This window comes from Roseovarius autotrophicus (assembly GCF_018069895.1).
Taxonomy (GTDB): domain Bacteria; phylum Pseudomonadota; class Alphaproteobacteria; order Rhodobacterales; family Rhodobacteraceae; genus Roseovarius; species Roseovarius autotrophicus.
On sequence record NZ_JAGQDH010000010.1, the window covers coordinates 1 to 18,494 of the forward strand.

An 18,494-nucleotide genomic window follows, 5' to 3' on the forward strand; every position below is an offset into this window, starting at 1 on the left:
CGCCATCTGAGGGTCTTTTTGCGCCAGTTCATCTGGCGGATCGCACTGCTCCGAGGGTTCACGCGGGGTGCTGGCAGCCCTCAAGCACTGCAAATCGCCACCTGAGGCCGTTGTTCAGGATGAACTATGTGGGGCTTGGCCTTGTCTGGATTGTGCCGCTCAGGCGGCTCTTTCTCGGTGTGGGTCAGCCCGACCCGGAGGAGCCTCGGGGCTGACGCCCCGCTTCATCGTTCCAGAAATACTCGAAAAATCACGCCGTCCGAGGGCGCAGCGCCAGCCAGATCAGCGCAGCCCCCGCCAGCGTGAGAAACGGAATCATCGCGAGGTTGACGGCGGTCCAGCCGGCCTCTGCGGTGCCGCCCGAGCAGTTCATGAGGCCGCCCGACGACAGCGAGGCAAAGGTCACGCCGCCGAACACGATCAGATCGTTCATCCCCTGCACACGGCCGCGCTCATGTATCTCATGTTCTCCCGCCAGCATGGCGGTGGCACCAATGAAGCCGAAGTTCCACCCCAGTCCCAGGAGGATCAGCGCGACGAAGAAGTTCTCCAGCGTTACGCCCGAGAGCGCCACCCCCCCCGCGCCTGCCAGAATGAGAAGCCCCGTCGCCACGACCCGCTCTACCCCGAACCGTGCGATCAGGTGGCCGGTGAAGAAGGACGGGATATACATGGCCAGCACATGCGCCGAGACGATGTCGGCGGCGTGGCTGGGGGTGAATCCGCAGCCCACCACCGCAAGCGGCGTCGAGGTCATCACGAGGTTCATCAGCGCGTAGGAAACGGTCGCGCAGATCACCGCCACCGCGATGCGCGGCGTGCGCAAAAGCTCCATGCGCGAGCGTCCGCGCGGCGCGTCATGGGCCGGCACGGGCGGGCGTGGGATGTCCAGCAGAAGGAACAGAAGCGCGCCCAAGAGGTTCACGCCGATCACCGCCAGATAGGTGCCAAGGAAGGGAATCACCATCGCCTGCGAGGTGAGTTTCACCAGTTGCGGTCCTACAATGGCGCTCAGGAGGCCGCCCGCCATGACATAGGAAATGGCCTTGGGGCGGAAAGCGTCGCTTGCGGTGTCGGCGGCGGCGAAACGGTAGAAGCCCTGCGCCGACATGTAGGTGCCGGTCAGAAAGCTGCCCAGCAGGAAGATCGGAAACGACGCCTCATAGAGGCCCCAGGCCCCGACCGCGCCGCCCATGGCCCCGAAGAGCGCACCGATGAAGAACCCCGCGCGCCGTCCGAACCTCTGCATCACATGCGACATCGGTGTGGCCGAGAGCATCGAGCCGAGCACGATGAGCGAGATGGGAAGGGTCGCAAAACAGATATTGGTGGCAAGCGATTGCCCCGCCAACCCGCCCACGACAAAGATCATCGGCAATTGCGCGCCGAGAATGGCCTGCGCACCCACAAGCACCGCCACATTGCGGCGCGCGCGGGCATCGACATCGGGGAGGGTCATCTCGCTCATGCGCAAGTGCTAGACCCGCGCCGGGGCGGGCGCAAGGGGGCGCCCTCAGCCCTCGTGCGGATGCAGTCGGTGATAGCTGCCGCTGAGATAGGTCAGGGGCTTTTCCCCCGCCACGGTCAGCCCCGCTACCGTGCCGATGCATATGGCGTGGGTGGCGTGCAGGACATGGTCGGTCAACGTGCAGGCAAAGGCCGTCGCGCGGGGTAGGCGGGGGCCGTGCGGATCGGGCGCGATGGCAAGGCCGGCAAAGCGGTCCTCGGGGTCGTCGGGCGAAGGACCGGCGAAGGCGCGTGCCACCTCGACCGCGTCCTCGGGCAGGACGTTGACGCAGAACACCCCGTTCGCCACCACCGCTCGCGCGATCCGGCTGTCGGCGCGCAGGCAGACAAGCACCGAGGGCGGATCGGCCGAGAGCGAGGTGAACGCGCTCACCGTCGCGCCGACGCGGCCCGCGGGCCCTTGGGTCGTCACCACCGTGACGGTGGCCGCCACCTGCCGCATGGCGGCAAGAAAGGCGTCGCGTTCGACGGGGGGACAGGGGGATTGCACGCGCGCGTCTCCTCGGGAGCGGACAGGGTCTCTGGGTAGCGGCCAAATGCGTCAGGGTAAAGACGCGACCGTGATAGCGCAGATAGGTCCGCGTGCCGCAAGGGGAAGGGAAAAGACAGCAGAGCGCAAAGGCAACGGGCGGCACCATGCGATGCCGCCCGTCTGTCCGCGGTGGTCCGTGCCGCTATCTTATGATGAGCTCGGGCCCCATGAAGGTATTGGGCAGGAAGGTCGATATCCAAGGGATGTAGGTGACCATGATCAGGAACACGAACAGCACGGCGAGGAAGGGCAGGGCGGCCTTGACCACGGCCATCATCGGCATTCCGGCAACCCCCGAGGTCACAAAGAGGTTCAGGCCCACAGGCGGCGTGATCATGCCGATTTCCATGTTCACCACCATGATGATCCCGAGATGGATCGGGTCGATCCCGAGTTCCATGGCGATGGGAAAGACGAGTGGCGCCACAATCACCAGAAGGCCCGATGGTTCCATGAACTGGCCGCCGATGAGCAGGATCACGTTAACGATGATCAGGAACACCACCGGGCCAAAACCTGCGTCGAGCATGGCATTGGCAATGGATTGCGGGATCTGCTCGTCCGTCAGCACATGTTTGAGGATGAGCGCGTTGGCGATCACGAAGAGCAGCGTGACCGTCAGCTTGCCCGCCTCGAAGAGTGTGCGCTTGGTGTCGGGATGCACGAAGACGGTGAAAATCGCCCAGGGCTTGCGCAAGAGGCTGATATTCGCACCGTCGCCGCCGGTGGCCAGCGGCCCCATGTCGCGATAGACGAAACTCGCGATGAAGAAGGCATAGACGGCGGCGACAGCTGCGGCCTCGGTCGGGGTGAAGACGCCGCCATAGATGCCGCCGAGGATGATGACGATCAGGAACAGCCCCCACCCTGCCGCGCGGCCAGAGGCCCAGACCTCGCCCCAGCCCTTCCATTCGCCCTTGGGCAGGTTTTTCAGCTTGGCGATGACATAGATCGTCACCATCAGCATGAACCCCGCCAGCAGCCCCGGAATGACGCCGGCAAGGAACATCCGCCCCACCGATACATCGACAGAGGCCGCATAGACCACCATCACGATGGAGGGCGGAATGAGGATGCCGAGCGTGCCCGCGTTACAGATCACGCCTGCGGCGAACTCCTTGGAATAGCCAACCTGCCGCATCCCGGCGATGACGATCGAGCCGATGGCCACCACCGTCGCGGGCGATGATCCCGACAACGCGGCGAAAAGCATGCAGGCAAAGACCCCCGCAATCGCGAGGCCCCCCGGCAGGTGCCCGACACAGGCGATGGAAAAGCGTATGATCCGCTGTGCCACGCCGCCGGTGGTCATGAAGGCCGAGGCCAGGATGAAGAAAGGGATCGCCAGGAGCGTGTAGTGGCCCACGAAAGCCTGCAAAAGCGTGCCCGCGACCGAGGCCAGAGAACTGCTTGAGAACACGAGCAGGAAGATCGTCGAGCTCAGACCCAGCGAGACAGCGATGGGAACACCGACGAGCAGGAGCCCCACCACCATCGAAAAAAGAAGTGCGACTTCCATCAGTTCTGCCCTCCGGCGGCATCGCGGGCATGGCCTGCGCGGATTTCCTCAAGCTCTTCCTCGACTTCGTGGCTGGCCACAAGACGATCCACCTTGCCTTGCCAGATCGCCACGGCCATCTGGCCAAAGCGATAGACCATCAGCAGCGCCGAGAGCGGCAGCACGAAATAGGGCACGACCTTGGGCAGCTTCTCGTATGCGTCGCCTTCGTTGATCAGGCCTTCGAGAAAGCGGAAGATGCCCAGCATCGGCACGTCCTGCACCTCGTAAAAGCTCTGGCTGCGCGCGGCATGGTTGAGACCGGTCGGGAACCAGCGCCCCGAGGTGGGCGGCAGATCGGCAAAGACCGCCCAGTAATCGTAGCAGCCCTTGAGCAGCAGGAGCGAGAACACGAGACAGGCTGCCACCGAGATCAGAGCCATGATCCGGCGCGCGGCCGGGCCGAGCATGTTCACGATCACATCCACCCCGAGATGCGCATGTTTCTTGATCGCATAGGAGGCCCCCAGAAGGACCAGCCAGCCGAACATGAACACGGTAAGCTCCAGTGCCCAGAGGATGTTGGAGTTGAACATGTAGCGTGCGATGACATTGGCGAAGGTGATGACCGTCATCAGCCCGAGCAGAACGGCGATCACCGTCTCCTCGATCTGGTCGATCAGCCCGGACTTGTGCTGCATCGTCCCGTTCCCCGAATTTTGAATTGTATGTGGCGTCACGGGCGGATCATCGGATCCGCCCGGCGCGTGTGGCGCGCGTGAGCCACGCGCCACGGGACTGCGATCACGAGGCCGAGTTGGCGGCCACGGCGGCGTCGATGTTCTCCTGACCCACGTCGCCCTTGAACTCGTCCCAGACGGGTTTCATCGCGTCGACCCACTTGGCGCGCTGTTCGGGCGTCAACTGCCGCACCACGCCACCGGCGGCCACGATGGCATCGCGAGCCTCGTTGTTGACGCGGGTGGATTCGGCGTTGCGGGTCTCGGTCACTTCCTTGACGATGGTCAGGAACTGGTCGCGCACATCCGCATCGAGGCTGTCGAGCCAGTCCACGCTGGCCACCACGAGATAGTCGATGATGCCGTGATTGGTCTCGGTGATGCCGTCCTGCACCTCAAAGAACTTCTGGCCGTAGATGTTCGACCAGGTGTTCTCCTGCCCGTCCACGACACCCTGTTGCAGCGCGCCATAGACCTCGGAAAAGGCCATTTTCTGCGGGCTGCCACCGATCGCGCGCATCTGCGCCACAAGCACGTCCGACGATTGCACGCGGAACTTGAGGCCATTGGCATCCGACGGCTCGAGCAGCGGCTTGCTGGCGGACATCTGCTTCATGCCGTTATGCCAGTAGGCCAGACCCTGAAGGCCGCGGCGCTGCATCGAATCGAGCATCGCCTGGCCGGTCTCGGAGTCCTGAAAGCGGTCCACCGCATCTACATCGGCAAAGAGGAACGGCAGATCGAAAAGGCGGAACTGCTTGGTGAACTTCTCGAATTTCGACAGGCTCGGCGCGGCAAGCTGCACATCGCCTTGAAGCATCGCCTCGAGCACCTTGTCATCGTCGTAAAGCGTCGAGTTGGGGAACACTTCGACGCACATCTTGCCGTCCATCTCGGTGTTGACACGTTCTTGCAACAGCGAGGCAGCGATGCCCTTGGGGTGTTTGTCGGTATTGGTGACATGGCTGAACTTGACGACGATCTCGCCGGGATCACAGGCGGCCATGGCGGCGCCTGCGCCCATGGTCAATGCCAGTGCCGAAACGGCGGTGGTCAGGAATCTCATCGGTGTCTCCTCCCATTTATGAGACGTTGCAATCGGCCCTTCTCGGGGCTGCGCGTGAGCGTGTGCCAAAGCGCGGACACGCTCAAGCATTTGTGCATGGCCGGTATGCGTTTTCGTAAAATCTTTCGTAATCAAGGGGGTGGAAAGATGAGAGCGGTGCAGCGCCATGGCCCCTTGCCCTGTCTGTGCGGGATATCGCACACCCATGGGCGCATTTGTGCGGAAATTCGCACAAGATTCGAGGGCGTGTTCCGGTGGGGGGGGAGGGCGCGGCGCAAGTGTGGCACCGCCGCCAGTCTCGCGCCGCCCCGGAGGGCGGGCGCGGTTGCAAGACCAGACCGGGAGCAGATGCCCCGATCCGGTTGGCCGGCTCAGCCGACGAGTTCGAGGCCTGAGAAGAAATAGGCGATCTCGACCGCGGCCGTGTCGGCGGCGTCCGAGCCGTGGACCGAGTTCTCGCCCACGCTTTCGGCGAATTCGGCGCGGATCGTGCCGGGGGCGGCGTCGGCGGGGTTGGTCGCGCCCATCACTTCGCGGTTTTTCGCAATGGCGTTCTCGCCTTCGAGCACCTGCACCACAACCGGGTCCGACGCCATGAATTCGCACAGCTCATCATAGAACGGGCGTGACGCGTGAACGGCGTAGAACACGCCAGCCTGCGCCTTGGTCAGGTGGATACGCTTTTGCGCGACTATGCGCAGCCCGGCATCCTCGAACTTGGCATTGATCTTGCCGGTCAGGTTGCGCCGGGTGGCGTCGGGTTTGATGATGCTCAGCGTGCGTTCCACAGCCATTTCAGCCTCTTTTTCCAGGGTTTGCGCCGCGCGGGCCCCCCGCGCGATCAGATCGCGGCCCCGATAGCATGGGGGCAGGCGCATGAAAAGCGGCGATTGACGCGGGGCCTGCATTGCGGCATCCCCGCCCCATGCTGCGCATTGATGACATCACCTATTCCATCGCCGGACATCGTCTGCTTGACGGCGCGTCCGCCACCATCCCCGAGGGGCACAAGGTGGGCATCGTCGGACGCAACGGCACCGGCAAGACCACGCTCTTTCGCCTGATCCGGGGCGAGTTGGCTCTTGAGGGCGGGGCAATTTCCCTGCCTGCGCGCGCGCGCATCGGCGGGGTGGCGCAGGAGGTGCCGGGAAACGAGGTCTCCCTGCTCGATACTGTTTTGAGCTTTGATGTGGAACGCACGGAATTGCTTGAGCAATCCACCTCCGAGACCGATGGTGCAAAGATCGCTGAGATCCAGACGCGGCTTGCCGATATCGATGCCTGGTCGGCCGAGGCGCGCGCTTCGGCGATCCTGAAGGGGCTTGGTTTCACCGATGAGGAACAGCACATGCCCTGTTCGGCCTTCTCGGGCGGCTGGCGGATGCGGGTGGCGCTGGCGGGGGTTCTGTTTGCCGCGCCTGACCTGCTGTTGCTCGATGAACCGACCAACTATCTCGATCTCGAAGGCGCCCTCTGGCTTGAGACCTATCTCGCGCGCTATCCGCACACGGTGCTGATCATCAGCCACGATCGTGGGCTGCTCAACCGCGCGGTCGGGGCGATTCTCCATCTGGAGGACAGGAAACTCACGCTTTATCAAGGGGGTTACGACAAGTTCGCCGAGACCCGCGCCGCCCGGCTGGCCGCCGCGCAATCGGAGGCCAGGAAGCAGGAGCAACGCCGCGCGCATCTGCAATCCTATGTGGATCGCTTCCGCTACAAGGCCGACAAGGCGCGGCAGGCGCAGGCGCGATTGAAGGCGCTGGCGCGGATGCAGCCAATTTCGGCCCCGCAGGAAGCGGCGCTGCGGCGATTCAGTTTTCCCGCACCCGAGGAACTCTCGCCGCCGATCCTGCGGCTTGAGGGCGCAGCGGTTGGCTATGACGGCGCGGCGGTTCTGAGCCGCCTCGATCTGCGGATAGATCAGGATGACAGGATCGCGCTTCTGGGGCGCAATGGTGAGGGGAAATCAACGCTTTCCAAACTTTTGGCAGGCAAACTCGATGTCATCGAAGGCCGTGTTCACAAGGCCGCCAAACTGCGTGTCGGCTATTTCGCGCAGCATCAGGTGGACGAGCTGCACCTTGATGAGACCCCGCTTGACCATATCCGCCGCCTGCGCCCGCTTGAGACGCCCGCGCGGTTGCGCGCGCGTCTCGCGGGTTTCGGGATCGGGGCGGAACAGGCGGAAACGCTTGTGCAGAACCTCTCTGGCGGGCAAAAGGCGCGGCTCTCGCTGATGCTGGCCACGGTCGATGCGCCACATATGCTGATCCTCGACGAGCCGACCAACCACCTCGACATCGAAAGCCGCGAGGCGCTGGTGGAGGCGCTGACCGATTACTCCGGCGCGATCATTCTGGTCAGCCACGACATGCACCTTCTGGGGCTGGTGGCGGACCGGCTGTGGCTGGTTAATGGCGGGCGGGTGGTGCCGTTCGAGGGTGATCTTGAGGGGTATCGGGCCATGCTTCTGGGCGGACAGGACGTGGACAAACCCGCGCAGCCCAAGCCCGTCAAGCCGAAGAAACCCTCGCGCGAGGCGGTTCTGAAGTTGCGGCAAGACGTAAGAAAATGCGAGGAACGCATTGAGAAACTTCATGAAATGGAGAGAAAGGTCGCTGACAAGCTGGCCGATCCGAAGGTCTATGACGATATCCACGCCGTGACCGAATGGCAGAAGAAATATACCGAGATCGAGAACGGTCTGGCGCTTGCGGAACAGCTCTGGCTCGAAGCACAGGAGCGGCTTGAGGCGGTGGAGGGCTGATCCGCGCCCAACACGACCAAAATAGCTTGGCAAGCGGGCCCCGGCGTGGTGCAAGGGGAAAGGACAAGAGGGACCATGGACACCGCCTTTCTCATCACCGCCTTTGTCACGCTCTTCGTGATCATTGACCCGATCGGCATGACGCCGCTTTTCGTGGCGCTGACCCAGGGCATGAACGCGGCACGGCGGCGCGCGATTGCCATTCGCGCCTGTGTCACCTCGGCGCTGCTCCTTATCGTCTTTGCGGCCTTCGGCGAGGCGGTGCTGGGGTTTGTCGGCATCTCCATGCCTGCTTTTCGAATCGCCGGGGGGATGCTCCTGTTCCTGACCGCGCTGGACATGCTCTTCGAGCGGCGCAGTCAGCGGCGCAAGGGGCAGGCCGATGCCGCCGAGGAGGATGAGGGCGACGATCCGTCGATCTTTCCCATCGCCATTCCCCTCATTGCCGGGCCGGGTGCCATCGCCACGGTGATCCTGCTCGCGGGGCAAAAGCCCGGGGTCGAGGGGCTGGCGCTGGTGGTAGGCGTGATGCTTTCGGTGATCCTGCTGGTGTTTCTCATGTTCCTGATGGGCAACCTGCTGGAGCGCGCCCTGGGCAAGGTCGGCATCAACGTGGTCACACGGCTGCTGGGAATGCTGCTCGCGGCGCTGGCGGTTCAGTTCGTGCTCGACGGGTTGCGCGGCTTTGGCCTGACGGGCTGAGCGCCTATATCGGGGTCATGGAACATCTCGACACAACCCGCCTTGTCTATCTGGTGATCCTCGGATCGGTGATTGGCCTGTGGTTTTTCGTGCAGAACCGCGCGGCGCTCGGCAAGCTGGCGCAATATGCCGCGATCTGGGGGTTGATCTTTCTCGGCGCGCTCGCGGTCGTCGGTCTCTGGGGCGATATTCGCCAGACGGTGCAGCCAAGCCAGAGCATGATGGGCGAGAGCCGGATCGAATTGCCGCGCGCGCCTGACGGGCATTATTACCTGACGGCAGAGGTCAATGGCGTGCCCCTGCGCCTTGTCGTCGATACCGGGGCAAGCCAGATCGTGCTGAGCCGGAGCGACGCGCGCCGCGTCGGCATCGACACGGAAAGCCTCGTCTATCTGGGCCGCGCCGTCACCGCCAATGGCGAGGTGCGCACCGCGCCGGTGCGGCTCGACCGGGTTGAGGTGGGACCGATCCGCGACACGAATGTGCGCGCGGTGGTGAACGCGGGCGAGATGGCGGGATCGCTTCTGGGCATGGACTATCTGCAACGTTTTTCAAGGGTGGAGATCACGGGCGGGCGGCTGGTGCTGGAGCGGTAGGGATTTCACCCGGCCCGCCCCCTTGCAAATCGCCCCGCCGCCCCCAAGCTATGTGCCATGACGATGCAAGACATATGGCACCTGCCCGACCCCGAGACGCAGCCCGAATTCTACGCCGATGTGCCGGCGAAGCGGCTGGTGGCGTTTGTGGTGGACACGCTGGTGATTCTCGGGCTGAGCCTTCTGGTCGTGCCGTTCACTGCCTTCACCGGCCTTTTCTTCTTTCCGCTGCTGATGGCTGTGGTGGGCTTTGCCTATCGCGTGGTGACGATCGCGCGCGCCTCGGCCACATGGGGAATGCAGCTGGTGGCGATCGAGTTTCGCGCCCGCGATGGCGGGCGGTTCGATCTCGGGCTGGCCTTTGCGCATACGCTGGGGCTGGCGATTTCCTTTGGTTTGCCGGTGTTGCAGGTGGTCTCCATCGTGCTGATGCTGACGCAGCCGCGCGGTCAGGGGCTGAGCGATCTGGTGCTTGGTTCGGTCGCCGTGAACCGGCGTGCGGCGATGTGACAGGGCGGTGACAAGCCCCTTGGCGTAAAGGGTCTTCATTGTTATCGTCAGCGCAAAGAGCCACGGAATTTCCATGCGTCACACGCTTCCCATAGCGCCGCAATTCTATGTGACGGCCCCGCAGCCATGCCCCTATCTGCCTGGGCGGATGGAGCGCAAGCTCTTTACGGCGTTGCAGGGCGAGGGCGCGAGGCGTCTGAACGACGGTTTGTCGAAACAGGGCTTCCGGCGCTCGCAGAACGTGCTTTACCGGCCATCATGCAGTGATTGCGCGGCCTGTCTCTCGGCACGGATCAACGTGGCTGCGTTCGAGCCGACCAAGAGTCAGCGGCGCACGATCAGGCGCAACGCCGGGCTGATGCGGCGCGCCACCTCTCCCTGGGCCACGGAGGAGCAATACACGCTCTTTCGCCGCTATCTGGTGAGTCGCCACGCGACGGGCGGCATGGCCGATATGGACACGTTCGAATTCGCGGCGATGATCGAGGAAACGCCGGTGCGCACGCGGGTGGTGGAATATGCCGAACCGGACGGCACAATGGTGGCGACCTGCCTCACCGACATTCTCGATGACGGGGTGAGCATGGTTTATTCCTTCTTCGAGCCGGACCGCGCTGCGGCGTCTCTGGGCACCTTTGTCATCCTCGACCATGTCGAGATTGCGCGCGAAAACGGGCTTCCTTACGTCTATTTGGGCTATTGGGTGCCGGGCAGCGACAAGATGGGCTACAAGGCCGCCTTTTCGGGGCTGGAGGTCTATGCCGACGGCCGCTGGCAGAAGATGCGCGACCCGGCTGCCTTCCGTGCCCGTGCGCATCCGCTGGTGAACGATCCGATTTCCGAACAGGTGGCGAATATCTCGCTGCCCGATACGCGGCCAGCGCGGCCAAAGGGCTGATCTGCTCAGCGCCCGGTGCACCCCTGGATATCGACCGCGTCGCCGGTGCTGAGCACGGTGAAGCGCAACGCGCCTCGATTGAGCATGACGCCGCGCCCGTCTACATGGTAGATCTCGGTTTCGGCGTTCAGGCGATTGCCGTTGCGTGAGGTGTCCGATTGCGCCACCCAGAGCTCGGGGTTGTCGGTCTCGATCGCGACCATCTCGCTCTGGCCCATCTGCTTCATCTCGATCTCGGTCGAAAGGCGCAGCCCGCCCTCGATGGGCGAGACAGCGCAGGTGACCCGGCCCACGCCTGCCTCGGCGGCGGTGTAGGGGCGCGCGGCGAGGGCGGCGGCGATGCGCGGGTCGCGATGGCCGGGGTCGAGCGGCAGTTCAAGACGCACCTTCGTGTCCACGGGCACGCAAATATCGTTGCAGATGCCGATCTCCAGATCGGCCGCGAGGGTTATCGGCTGGCCGGCTTGTGTGGGCGTGAGGCGCACGGGCAGGATCAGATCCCGCTCGTATCCGATGGTGCGCATGCCGTTGGTTGTGGTCTGCTGCGGTGTGGGCCACAGGATGTCCACTGCTCTCAGATTGTCCGAGTTGCGCCAGTCGAAGCGCGGCGGGATCCCGGCCTCGCCCGGCGCGCGCCAATAGGTTTTCCAGCCCTCCGCCATCTCGAAGCGCAGCGCGGCCACATGCGTGCCGTCGGCATCGCGCCAACCGGGCAGGATGCTGACCGAAACCATGTCATCGGTGGATTGTGCTGTGGCGGGGCCAGCGAGAGGAAACGCCGCAAGGGCCAGCGAGAGGAGCGCGGATCTGAACATGACTTTGACATGGGGGATTTCGCACGTAATGCCAACTCACATTCGAGAGAGAAATCTTGCCGTAGCTTCAACTGCACGCTTGCGCCGGCCCCTTGCGCCCCCCATTCTTGATCCATGAGCGATACGGAACACAGCACGTCTCCGGTTGATCTGACCGGCAAATGTCTCATCGCCATGCCGGGGATGGGTGATCCGCGCTTTGCCCATTCGGTCGTCTATCTTTGCGCCCATTCGGCCGAAGGGGCAATGGGGCTGATCGTCAACAAGCCAACCGACGAATTGCGGATGCGCGATCTTCTGGATCATCTCTCGATCACGCCCGGAGCGGTGATGCGTAATCTGCCAGTGTATTTCGGCGGCCCGGTTGAACATGGGCGCGGCTTTGTGCTGCATGATGACGGCTATCGTTCGGATCTGGCGACCCTGAATGTCGATCGCGGATTCGGCATGACCGCGACACTCGACATCCTTGAGGATCTGGCCGAGGGGCGCGGGCCGGATCACGCGATCCTTGCGCTGGGTTATGCCGGCTGGGGGCCGGGGCAACTCGAACAGGAACTGGCACAGAACGGCTGGCTCACTTGCGATGCCGATGCCGATCTGGTGTTCACCACCCCAGATCCCGAGAAATGGGAGGCGGCGCTGGCGCGTCTGGGGGTTTCGGCCCTGATGCTGTCGCAGCAGGCGGGCCACGCCTGAGCGGCTTGGCTCTGGTCAAGGGCGGCTGCGCGCGGATAAACTGCGGGCCATGACCCGATCTGCCCCCCGTCTGATGCTTGTTGCCCCGTTCCTGCTGGTCGTCGCCGCGATGACCGGGGCGGTCTGGCACTATGGCTACCGGCAGGCGCTGGATGAGTTGTCGCGGCGCGGCGAGGCCGATCTGGCCCTGGTTCTGGGTGGGCTTGTCTCTGACCTGCAACGGTATCGCGATCAGGCGGTGGCGCTGGCAGATCATCCGAGCCTGACAGTGCTCACTCATGCGTCGGGGCCGCGCGACAGGCGGGTGGCGACGCGGCTTCTGATCGCCGCCGCTGATCGCACCGGGGCAGGCGCGCTCTATTTCGCTGATCGCGACGGGCGGCTTCTGGCCGGGACCGCGCTACGCCCCGAGGGCTTTGCCGGGGCCCCCGCTTTTCGGCGCGCCCTCGATGGCGCGCTTGGCACCGCCCATGGCAGCGATGGCGCAGGCGGGCGGTATTTCGAGTTTGCCGCCCCCGCCTTTGGCGCGGACGGACGGGTGAGCGGCGCGGTGGTGGCCGTGGCCCCGGCCGAGAATGTCGAGTTCGGCTGGCGCGGCATGAGCACGGCGGTGTTCCTCGTGGATGTGGGCGGGTCAGTGTTCCTGTCGAATCGTTCCGAGTTGCAGGGTTGGGGCAAGGTGCCGGGCGCGCCGGAACTGGTGCCGCCGGGGGGGCAGCCGATTCGCTTCGGGCAGAGCCGGAGCGGGCCGCACGAGATCTGGCAGATCGAGCTCGGCCCCTACCTGCCGCGCCGCGCGGTGCAGGTGGCGCAGGATCTGCCCCGCATCGGCATGACCGGCGCGGCGCTGGTGGATGTGGGCCCGGCGCGGCGGCTGGCGGCGCTTCAGGCGGCGGCGGTGGCGGTGCTGCTGCTCTTTTTCGGCGCACTGCTGCTGATGGCGCAGGAGCGGCGCCACGCGCTGGCGCGCGCTAACGCGCAACTGGAGCGGCGTGTTGCTGACCGTACCGAGACGCTGACCCGCACCAACCGCGCCTTGCAGCGTGAGATACGAGAGCGGCAGGAGGCGGAGGCGGCGCTCAAGCGTGCGCAGGCCGAACTTGTGCAGGCCGGCAAGCTGAGCGCGCTCGGCAAGATGAGCGCGGGCATCAGCCACGAACTCAACCAGCCGCTGATGGCCATCCGGCAATTGGCGGCCAATGGCGGCGCGTTCCTGAAACGAGGCGCGCCAGACAGTGCCGCCGAGAACCTCGCGCGCATCGACGAGATGGCGCACCGGATGAGCCGGATTATCCGCAACCTTCGCGCCTTCGTGCGCAACGAGAACGAGCCGATGGGACGGGTGGACATGATCAAGGTGGTGGAGGTGGCGCTCGAGATGACGACCGAACGGCTGCGCAAGGATGGCGTTGCGGTGGACTGGCACGCGCCACCCGGCCCGGTGCTGGTCTGCGGCGGCGAGGTGCGGCTGGGGCAGGTGCTGGTCAATCTCATTACCAATGCCGCCGACGCCATGGCCGAGAGTGCCGAGCGGCGGCTGAGCATCACCCTTGAGGATGGCGCGCCGGTGCGCGTGGCGGTGCGCGACACCGGCCCCGGCATCGAGGAGCCGGAAAAGATCTTCGATCCATTCTACACCACCAAGGATGTCGGCGGCGAGGGCATGGGGCTTGGCCTCTCGATCTCCTACGGGCTGGTGCAGAGCTTTGGCGGGCGAATCTCGGGGGCCAATACCGGTGCGGGGGCCGAATTTACCGTCGAGCTTGACCCGTGGGCCGAGGAGCGCGTGGCATGACAGGCGCGGTGCTGCTGGTGGACGATGACCGCCCGGTGCGCGAGGCGCTGGTGCAGACGCTGGAACTGGCCGATTGGCAGGTGCGTGCGGCGGGCTCTTTCATCGAGGCCAAGGATCACATCGCGCGCGACTATCCCGGCGTGATCCTGTCGGACATACGGATGCCAGGGCGCGACGGGTTTCACCTGCTGGCGCATGCACGGCAGGTCGATGCTGATCTGCCGGTGATCCTGTTGACTGGCGAGGGCGACATTCCCATGGCGGTCAAGGCGATGGGGGAGGGCGCGTTCGATTTCCTGGAAAAGCCCTGCGCACCCGAACAGCTTCTGACGGTTTTGGGCCGCGCCCTGAAGAATCGCGCGCTGGTTCTGGAAAACCGCCGCCTCAAGGCGCAGCTCGAAACCGGCGATCCGGCCGCTCGGTTGATTTTCGGCACCTCGGCGCTGGTTGATGCGCTGCGGCGCTCGGTGCGGCAGGCGGCGCGGGCGGGCACCGAGGTTCTGGTGAGCGGTCCGCCCGGCGCGGGCGTCTCGAAGGTGGCTGAGGTGATGCACCTCATGTCGGGTAGCGCCGCGGGTCCTTTCGTCAAGCGCGCAGCGGCCGGGATGGAACCGCAGGCACTCGCCGAGGCGCTGGAGCGCGCACAGGGCGGCACGCTTTTTCTCGACGAGGTGGGTGCGCTTCCCGAGATGGCGCGCTATGCGCTGCTGGACCGACTGGAGGCGGGCACGGGCGTGCGCCTCATCGCAGGAACCACCGCCGATCTGGCCGAGGCGGCGCGCGCAGGGGCGTTCAACGCCGATCTCTTCTACCGGCTGGAGGTGATGCATGTGCGCATCCCCGCGCTCTCGGAGCGGCCCGAGGATATTCCGGTGCTGTTTCGCCACTATGTGGCGCAGGCCGCCGAACAGGCAGGCATCCCCGCGCCCGAGATCACGCCCGACCATCTCGCCGCGCTGATGGCACAGGACTGGCCGGGTAATGCGCGCTCGCTCATGTCGGCTGCGATGCGCTTTGTTCTGGGCATGCCCGACGAGGTGGCCGAAGCGGCCGGGCTCGGGCTGGCCGAACAGATGGCACGGGTCGAGCGCGCGCTGCTTGTCGCGGCGCTCGGGCGGCAGAACGGTCGTGCCGCCGAAGCGGCCCGCGCCTTGCAACTGCCGCGCAAGACCTTCTACGACAAGCTCGCGCGCTATGGCATTCGCCCCGAGGAATATCGGCGCGGCGGGCAGGGCTGACAGCGGCACTGCCGTGAGGTCCGAGAGCAGGGCGGCATTGTGACGGCTTACGCGGCCATGTCGTCCACCACAGTCACACCTGCCCCACCATAGCTGTCCATGGCCACAAGCGCGCTGTTGAGGTCGGAAAGTCCGATCCGGCGCGTGACCAGCCGCGCAGGATCGAGCCGCCCCGCCGTGATCATGTCGAACAGCGCGGCAAAGCGATGCGCGCCGATGCCGCGTGTGCCATGAAGCGTGATCTGGCGCGAATAGACCAGTTCCAGCAGCGGCAGGTCGGGGGTGGCGTGGCGGCCGAGCGGCATGCCGATCTGCACATGGCGCCCCATCTTGCGCAGGCTTTTCAGCGAGTTGTGGAAGGTTTCCGTGATCCCGAGCGCATCGAGCGAAACATGCGCGCCGCCCTCGGTGATCTCGCGCACCGCGCCGCCCACATCGTCGGTCGCGCTTGCGTCAAGCGTCGCGTTCGCGCCCAGATCGCGGGCGATGGCCAGCGTTTCCGGCGTCACGTCTACGGCGAGGATACGCGCCCCGAGCGCCGCCCCGATCAGGATCGCCGACAGCCCCACACCGCCGCAGCCATGCACCGCCAGCCATTCTCCGGGCTGGATTCTCGCCCGGTCCACAACGGCGCGGAACGAGGTGGTGACGCGGCAACCCATGCCTGCGGCCACGGCGAAATCCATCCCGTCTGGCAGGCGCACGAGGTTGAAATCGGCGCGCGGGATGGCCAGGCGCTCGGCAAAGGCACCCCAGCCGGTAAAACCGATCACCTCCTGGTGGTTGCAGATCGTCGGTTCTCCGCCCCGACAATCGGGACAGGTACCACAGCCAAGGACAAATGGCGCGGTGACCCGGTCGCCCGCCCGGAAGGCTCGGCATTCTGGCCCGACCTCGATCACTTCGCCCGCGAATTCGTGCCCCATCACATGCGGCAAAACCACATCCGGGTCTGCCCCTTTCCAGGCATGGTGATCCGACCGGCACACCCCGCAGGCGCGAACGGCGACCACGGCGCCGTCGCGCGGGCAGGCGGGATCGGGCACATCTGTGATCTCGACCGGCATGGCATAGCGGGTCATCAGGGCAGCGCGCATCGGGATCTCCTTCTGGTGTGGGGGGAACGCTAGTGTTCGCCACCTGACATAAGTTACCCGGTATTGAGCAGGCGCGCCATGTTGGCGGAATCTAGAATGCCAGGGGCGTTGAATGGCCTTGCGCTGACGCTGGCCTCCTGCCACCCGCGCGGAATCAAGGCGTGCCTGCGCGCCGCCGCGCGAGCGCCCGACCGCCCCCCCGGGCGGGCGATTTTGCAACGCTGCACCCCGTACAATCGTTCGATGTTCCTGCACCATAAACTGCCCACAAAAACCGTCGCAGCGCCACCCGGCGGTCAGGCACTCGCGCGGCTCATCCCTCAATTGGGAATGTCCATGCGGGTCATCAACAGACACTTTGCAGCCGCTTTGCACCGGGTATATTGCGTCAGGGGGCGAACGCTAGGGGCCGACCATCACGACGGCAAGGCCCTCAATCCTCGACCGCCACCAGATGCCAGCGCAGCGCGTCGTTGCGCACGGGGTCGAAATGGGTGACCCGGTTCGAGAGCACCACAAGCTGTGTGACGTGAAAGGGGATGAGCGTGCCAGAGGTCCTAGCAAGCTCTTGCTGTGCCTCAAGATAAAGGCCCCGGCGCCGGTCGAAATCCAGTTCCGAGCGCGCCCTTGCCAGCAGTTGGTCAAAGGCCGGATTGCTGAAATGGCTTTCGTTCCCCTTGGCCTCGGAATGGAACACCTCGTTCAGGGCCTGATCGGCTGGGCGCTCGCCCCAGGAGGTGGCGAAAGCATCCTTCTTCATCCAGACATTCGACCAATAGCCATCGGCGGCGGCACTCACGAGTTCGACCCGGATGCCCGCCCGCGCGGCCTGTTCCTGAAAGGCGGCTCCGATCACCGGCCAGCTCTGATCGAGCGACGAGACGTATATCCTGACATCCAGCCCGTCCGGATAGCCCGCCTCGGTCAGAAGCGCGCGGGCGCCCTCGGGATCTGGCGGGCAGGCCATCTCGGCGCGATACTGGTCATTTGGTGCCACCGGCGTGTCGCAGGTGATCACCCCACCCCCGTCGAGCGCCAGTTGCAGCATCTCGTCGCGATCGACCGCAAGCCGCAGCGCAAGGCGCACGCGGGGATCGTCGAAGGGCGGCACGTCGTTGCGGAAACTCAAGCCCATCCAGTTACCGGTTGGAATCTCGAGAAGTTGATATCGGAGAGATTTATCAAGTGCCCGACGCAGCACCGGGGCGATCCCGCGCTCCATGTCGAGCTGTCCCGAGAGAAACGCCTGAAGCCGCGCCTGCGCGTCGGGCACGCCGATCACATCAATCCGGGCGAGTTGCGGCGGTCCTTCCCAATAGTCCTCGTAGGCGATGAGCGTGGTGATGCCGTCGGGGTCGAACTTCTTGACCTTGAAAGGTCCGGTGCCGATGCCGGTATGGCCGACCGTGTCGCCCGACCCCTCTGGGATGATCCGCAGGCGCGGGTCCATCAGTTGCAACGGAAAGTCGGCGAAGGTGGAACGGAGCACCATACGCACGGTCAGCGGGCCGGTGGCCTCGACCGTCTCGATCATACGGACCGAGGCGCGGGCGGGGCTGCCGTAATCGGGGTCGATCACGCGGGCGATGGAATAGACCACATCCTCGGCGCGCAGCGGTCGACCGTCGTGAAACTGCACGCCGTCGCGGATATGAAATGTCCAGACTGTACCATTTTCATTTGTAAACCAATGAGTTGCAAGATCTGGCGCGGGGGTTCCGTCGCGGGCGGGACGCACAAGGCGGCTCTGGATCTTCTCGATGATCTGAAGCACGCGGCCCGATGATGCGGGATCGAGACTCGACTGCGCGCCGAAGCCGACGTTATGGGCGTGGCGGAAGGTGCCGCGCGGTTCTGCCGATGCGGCGGAGGCGATGAGGAGAAGGGCAATCAGGGCAAAGCGCATTCGGGGTCCTGACGCGACGATGGTTTGAGGCGAGTGTGGCAAGAGCTGGGGCGAAAGGCAACGGGAATGGGTTAGGGGGGCGGCATCGGTTTCCTGGCAATTCAT

At 64.9% G+C, this 18,494-nt stretch carries 17 protein-coding genes; 8 read left to right on the forward strand and 9 right to left on the reverse strand.

All coding sequences use genetic code 11. The features are described from left to right. Window positions 1-250: 250 nt before the first annotated feature. The 6 genes from KAK09_RS11650 to ndk all read right to left on the reverse strand — a co-directional run bounded on the left by KAK09_RS11650 (window position 251) and on the right by ndk (window position 6,157). Window positions 251-1,459, reverse strand: coding sequence for an MFS transporter (locus KAK09_RS11650; protein WP_418895529.1), 1,209 nt, complete (start codon window positions 1,457-1,459; stop codon window positions 251-253). 54 nt (window positions 1,460-1,513) lie between these two features. Then, window positions 1,514-2,017, reverse strand: coding sequence for a flavin reductase family protein (locus KAK09_RS11655; protein ID WP_336244451.1), 504 nt, complete (start codon window positions 2,015-2,017; stop codon window positions 1,514-1,516). A 184-nt stretch (window positions 2,018-2,201) separates the two neighbouring features. Further along, window positions 2,202-3,578 (reverse strand): TRAP transporter large permease, encoded by a 1,377-nt coding sequence (locus KAK09_RS11660; RefSeq protein ID WP_210879117.1) that lies wholly within the window; start codon window positions 3,576-3,578, stop codon window positions 2,202-2,204. Continuing rightward, window positions 3,578-4,258, reverse strand: coding sequence for a TRAP transporter small permease (locus tag KAK09_RS11665; RefSeq protein ID WP_210879118.1), 681 nt, complete (start codon window positions 4,256-4,258; stop codon window positions 3,578-3,580). Before KAK09_RS11665 ends, KAK09_RS11660 begins: the two co-directional genes overlap by 1 nt. Before the next feature lie 103 nt (window positions 4,259-4,361). After that, a complete protein-coding gene (locus tag KAK09_RS11670; protein ID WP_210879119.1) occupies window positions 4,362-5,363 on the reverse strand; it encodes a DctP family TRAP transporter solute-binding subunit in 1,002 nt (333 codons plus the stop codon). 371 nt (window positions 5,364-5,734) lie between these two features. Next, window positions 5,735-6,157 (reverse strand): nucleoside-diphosphate kinase, encoded by a 423-nt coding sequence (gene ndk, locus KAK09_RS11675; RefSeq protein WP_210879120.1) that lies wholly within the window; start codon window positions 6,155-6,157, stop codon window positions 5,735-5,737. A 131-nt stretch (window positions 6,158-6,288) separates the two neighbouring features. Between ndk and KAK09_RS11680 the strand changes: the two genes are divergently transcribed. The 5 genes from KAK09_RS11680 (at window position 6,289) to KAK09_RS11700 (ending at window position 10,839) form a co-directional block, all read left to right on the forward strand. Next, window positions 6,289-8,133 carry an ABC-F family ATP-binding cassette domain-containing protein gene (locus KAK09_RS11680; RefSeq protein ID WP_210879121.1) on the forward strand — a complete coding sequence of 615 codons (1,845 nt, stop codon included), beginning with the start codon at window positions 6,289-6,291 and terminating at the stop codon, window positions 8,131-8,133. 75 nt (window positions 8,134-8,208) lie between these two features. After that, complete coding sequence (locus tag KAK09_RS11685) at window positions 8,209-8,835, forward strand: MarC family protein (RefSeq protein ID WP_210879122.1); 627 nt, start codon at window positions 8,209-8,211, stop codon at window positions 8,833-8,835. 17 nt (window positions 8,836-8,852) lie between these two features. Beyond that, window positions 8,853-9,431: a retropepsin-like aspartic protease family protein gene (locus KAK09_RS11690; RefSeq protein ID WP_210879123.1), complete on the forward strand. Its 579-nt coding sequence runs from the start codon at window positions 8,853-8,855 to the stop codon at window positions 9,429-9,431. Window positions 9,432-9,494: 63 nt separating this feature from the next. Then, on the forward strand, window positions 9,495-9,941 hold the full coding sequence (locus KAK09_RS11695; RefSeq protein ID WP_418895530.1) for an RDD family protein: 447 nt from the start codon (window positions 9,495-9,497) through the stop codon (window positions 9,939-9,941). Window positions 9,942-10,014: 73 nt separating this feature from the next. After that, complete coding sequence (locus tag KAK09_RS11700) at window positions 10,015-10,839, forward strand: arginyltransferase (RefSeq protein ID WP_210879125.1); 825 nt, start codon at window positions 10,015-10,017, stop codon at window positions 10,837-10,839. 5 nt (window positions 10,840-10,844) lie between these two features. Here KAK09_RS11700 and KAK09_RS11705 read toward each other — a convergent pair whose 3' ends face one another. Then, window positions 10,845-11,654 (reverse strand): protein-disulfide reductase DsbD domain-containing protein, encoded by an 810-nt coding sequence (locus KAK09_RS11705; RefSeq protein WP_210879126.1) that lies wholly within the window; start codon window positions 11,652-11,654, stop codon window positions 10,845-10,847. A 114-nt stretch (window positions 11,655-11,768) separates the two neighbouring features. Here KAK09_RS11705 and KAK09_RS11710 point away from each other — a divergent pair, with 114 nt between their 5' ends. Genes KAK09_RS11710 through KAK09_RS11720 form a run of 3 tightly spaced genes read left to right on the forward strand, consistent with a single transcriptional unit; the run spans window position 11,769 to window position 15,386 of the window. Then, the gene (locus KAK09_RS11710) at window positions 11,769-12,353 is read left to right on the forward strand and encodes a YqgE/AlgH family protein (protein WP_210879127.1); all 585 of its coding nucleotides are present in this window, start codon (window positions 11,769-11,771) and stop codon (window positions 12,351-12,353) included. 49 nt (window positions 12,354-12,402) lie between these two features. After that, window positions 12,403-14,148 (forward strand): sensor histidine kinase, encoded by a 1,746-nt coding sequence (locus KAK09_RS11715; protein WP_210879128.1) that lies wholly within the window; start codon window positions 12,403-12,405, stop codon window positions 14,146-14,148. After that, window positions 14,145-15,386: a sigma-54-dependent transcriptional regulator gene (locus KAK09_RS11720; RefSeq protein ID WP_210879129.1), complete on the forward strand. Its 1,242-nt coding sequence runs from the start codon at window positions 14,145-14,147 to the stop codon at window positions 15,384-15,386. Before KAK09_RS11715 ends, KAK09_RS11720 begins: the two co-directional genes overlap by 4 nt. Before the next feature lie 47 nt (window positions 15,387-15,433). On the opposite strand, the gene KAK09_RS11725 is transcribed toward KAK09_RS11720, so the two are convergent. Both KAK09_RS11725 and KAK09_RS11730 read right to left on the reverse strand, forming a co-directional pair. Then, window positions 15,434-16,483: a zinc-dependent alcohol dehydrogenase family protein gene (locus KAK09_RS11725; protein WP_210879130.1), complete on the reverse strand. Its 1,050-nt coding sequence runs from the start codon at window positions 16,481-16,483 to the stop codon at window positions 15,434-15,436. Between the two features lie 433 nt (window positions 16,484-16,916). After that, entirely contained in the window at window positions 16,917-18,389 is a 1,473-nt protein-coding gene (locus KAK09_RS11730) for an ABC transporter substrate-binding protein (RefSeq protein ID WP_210879131.1), read from the reverse strand. Window positions 18,390-18,494 lie beyond the last annotated feature (105 nt).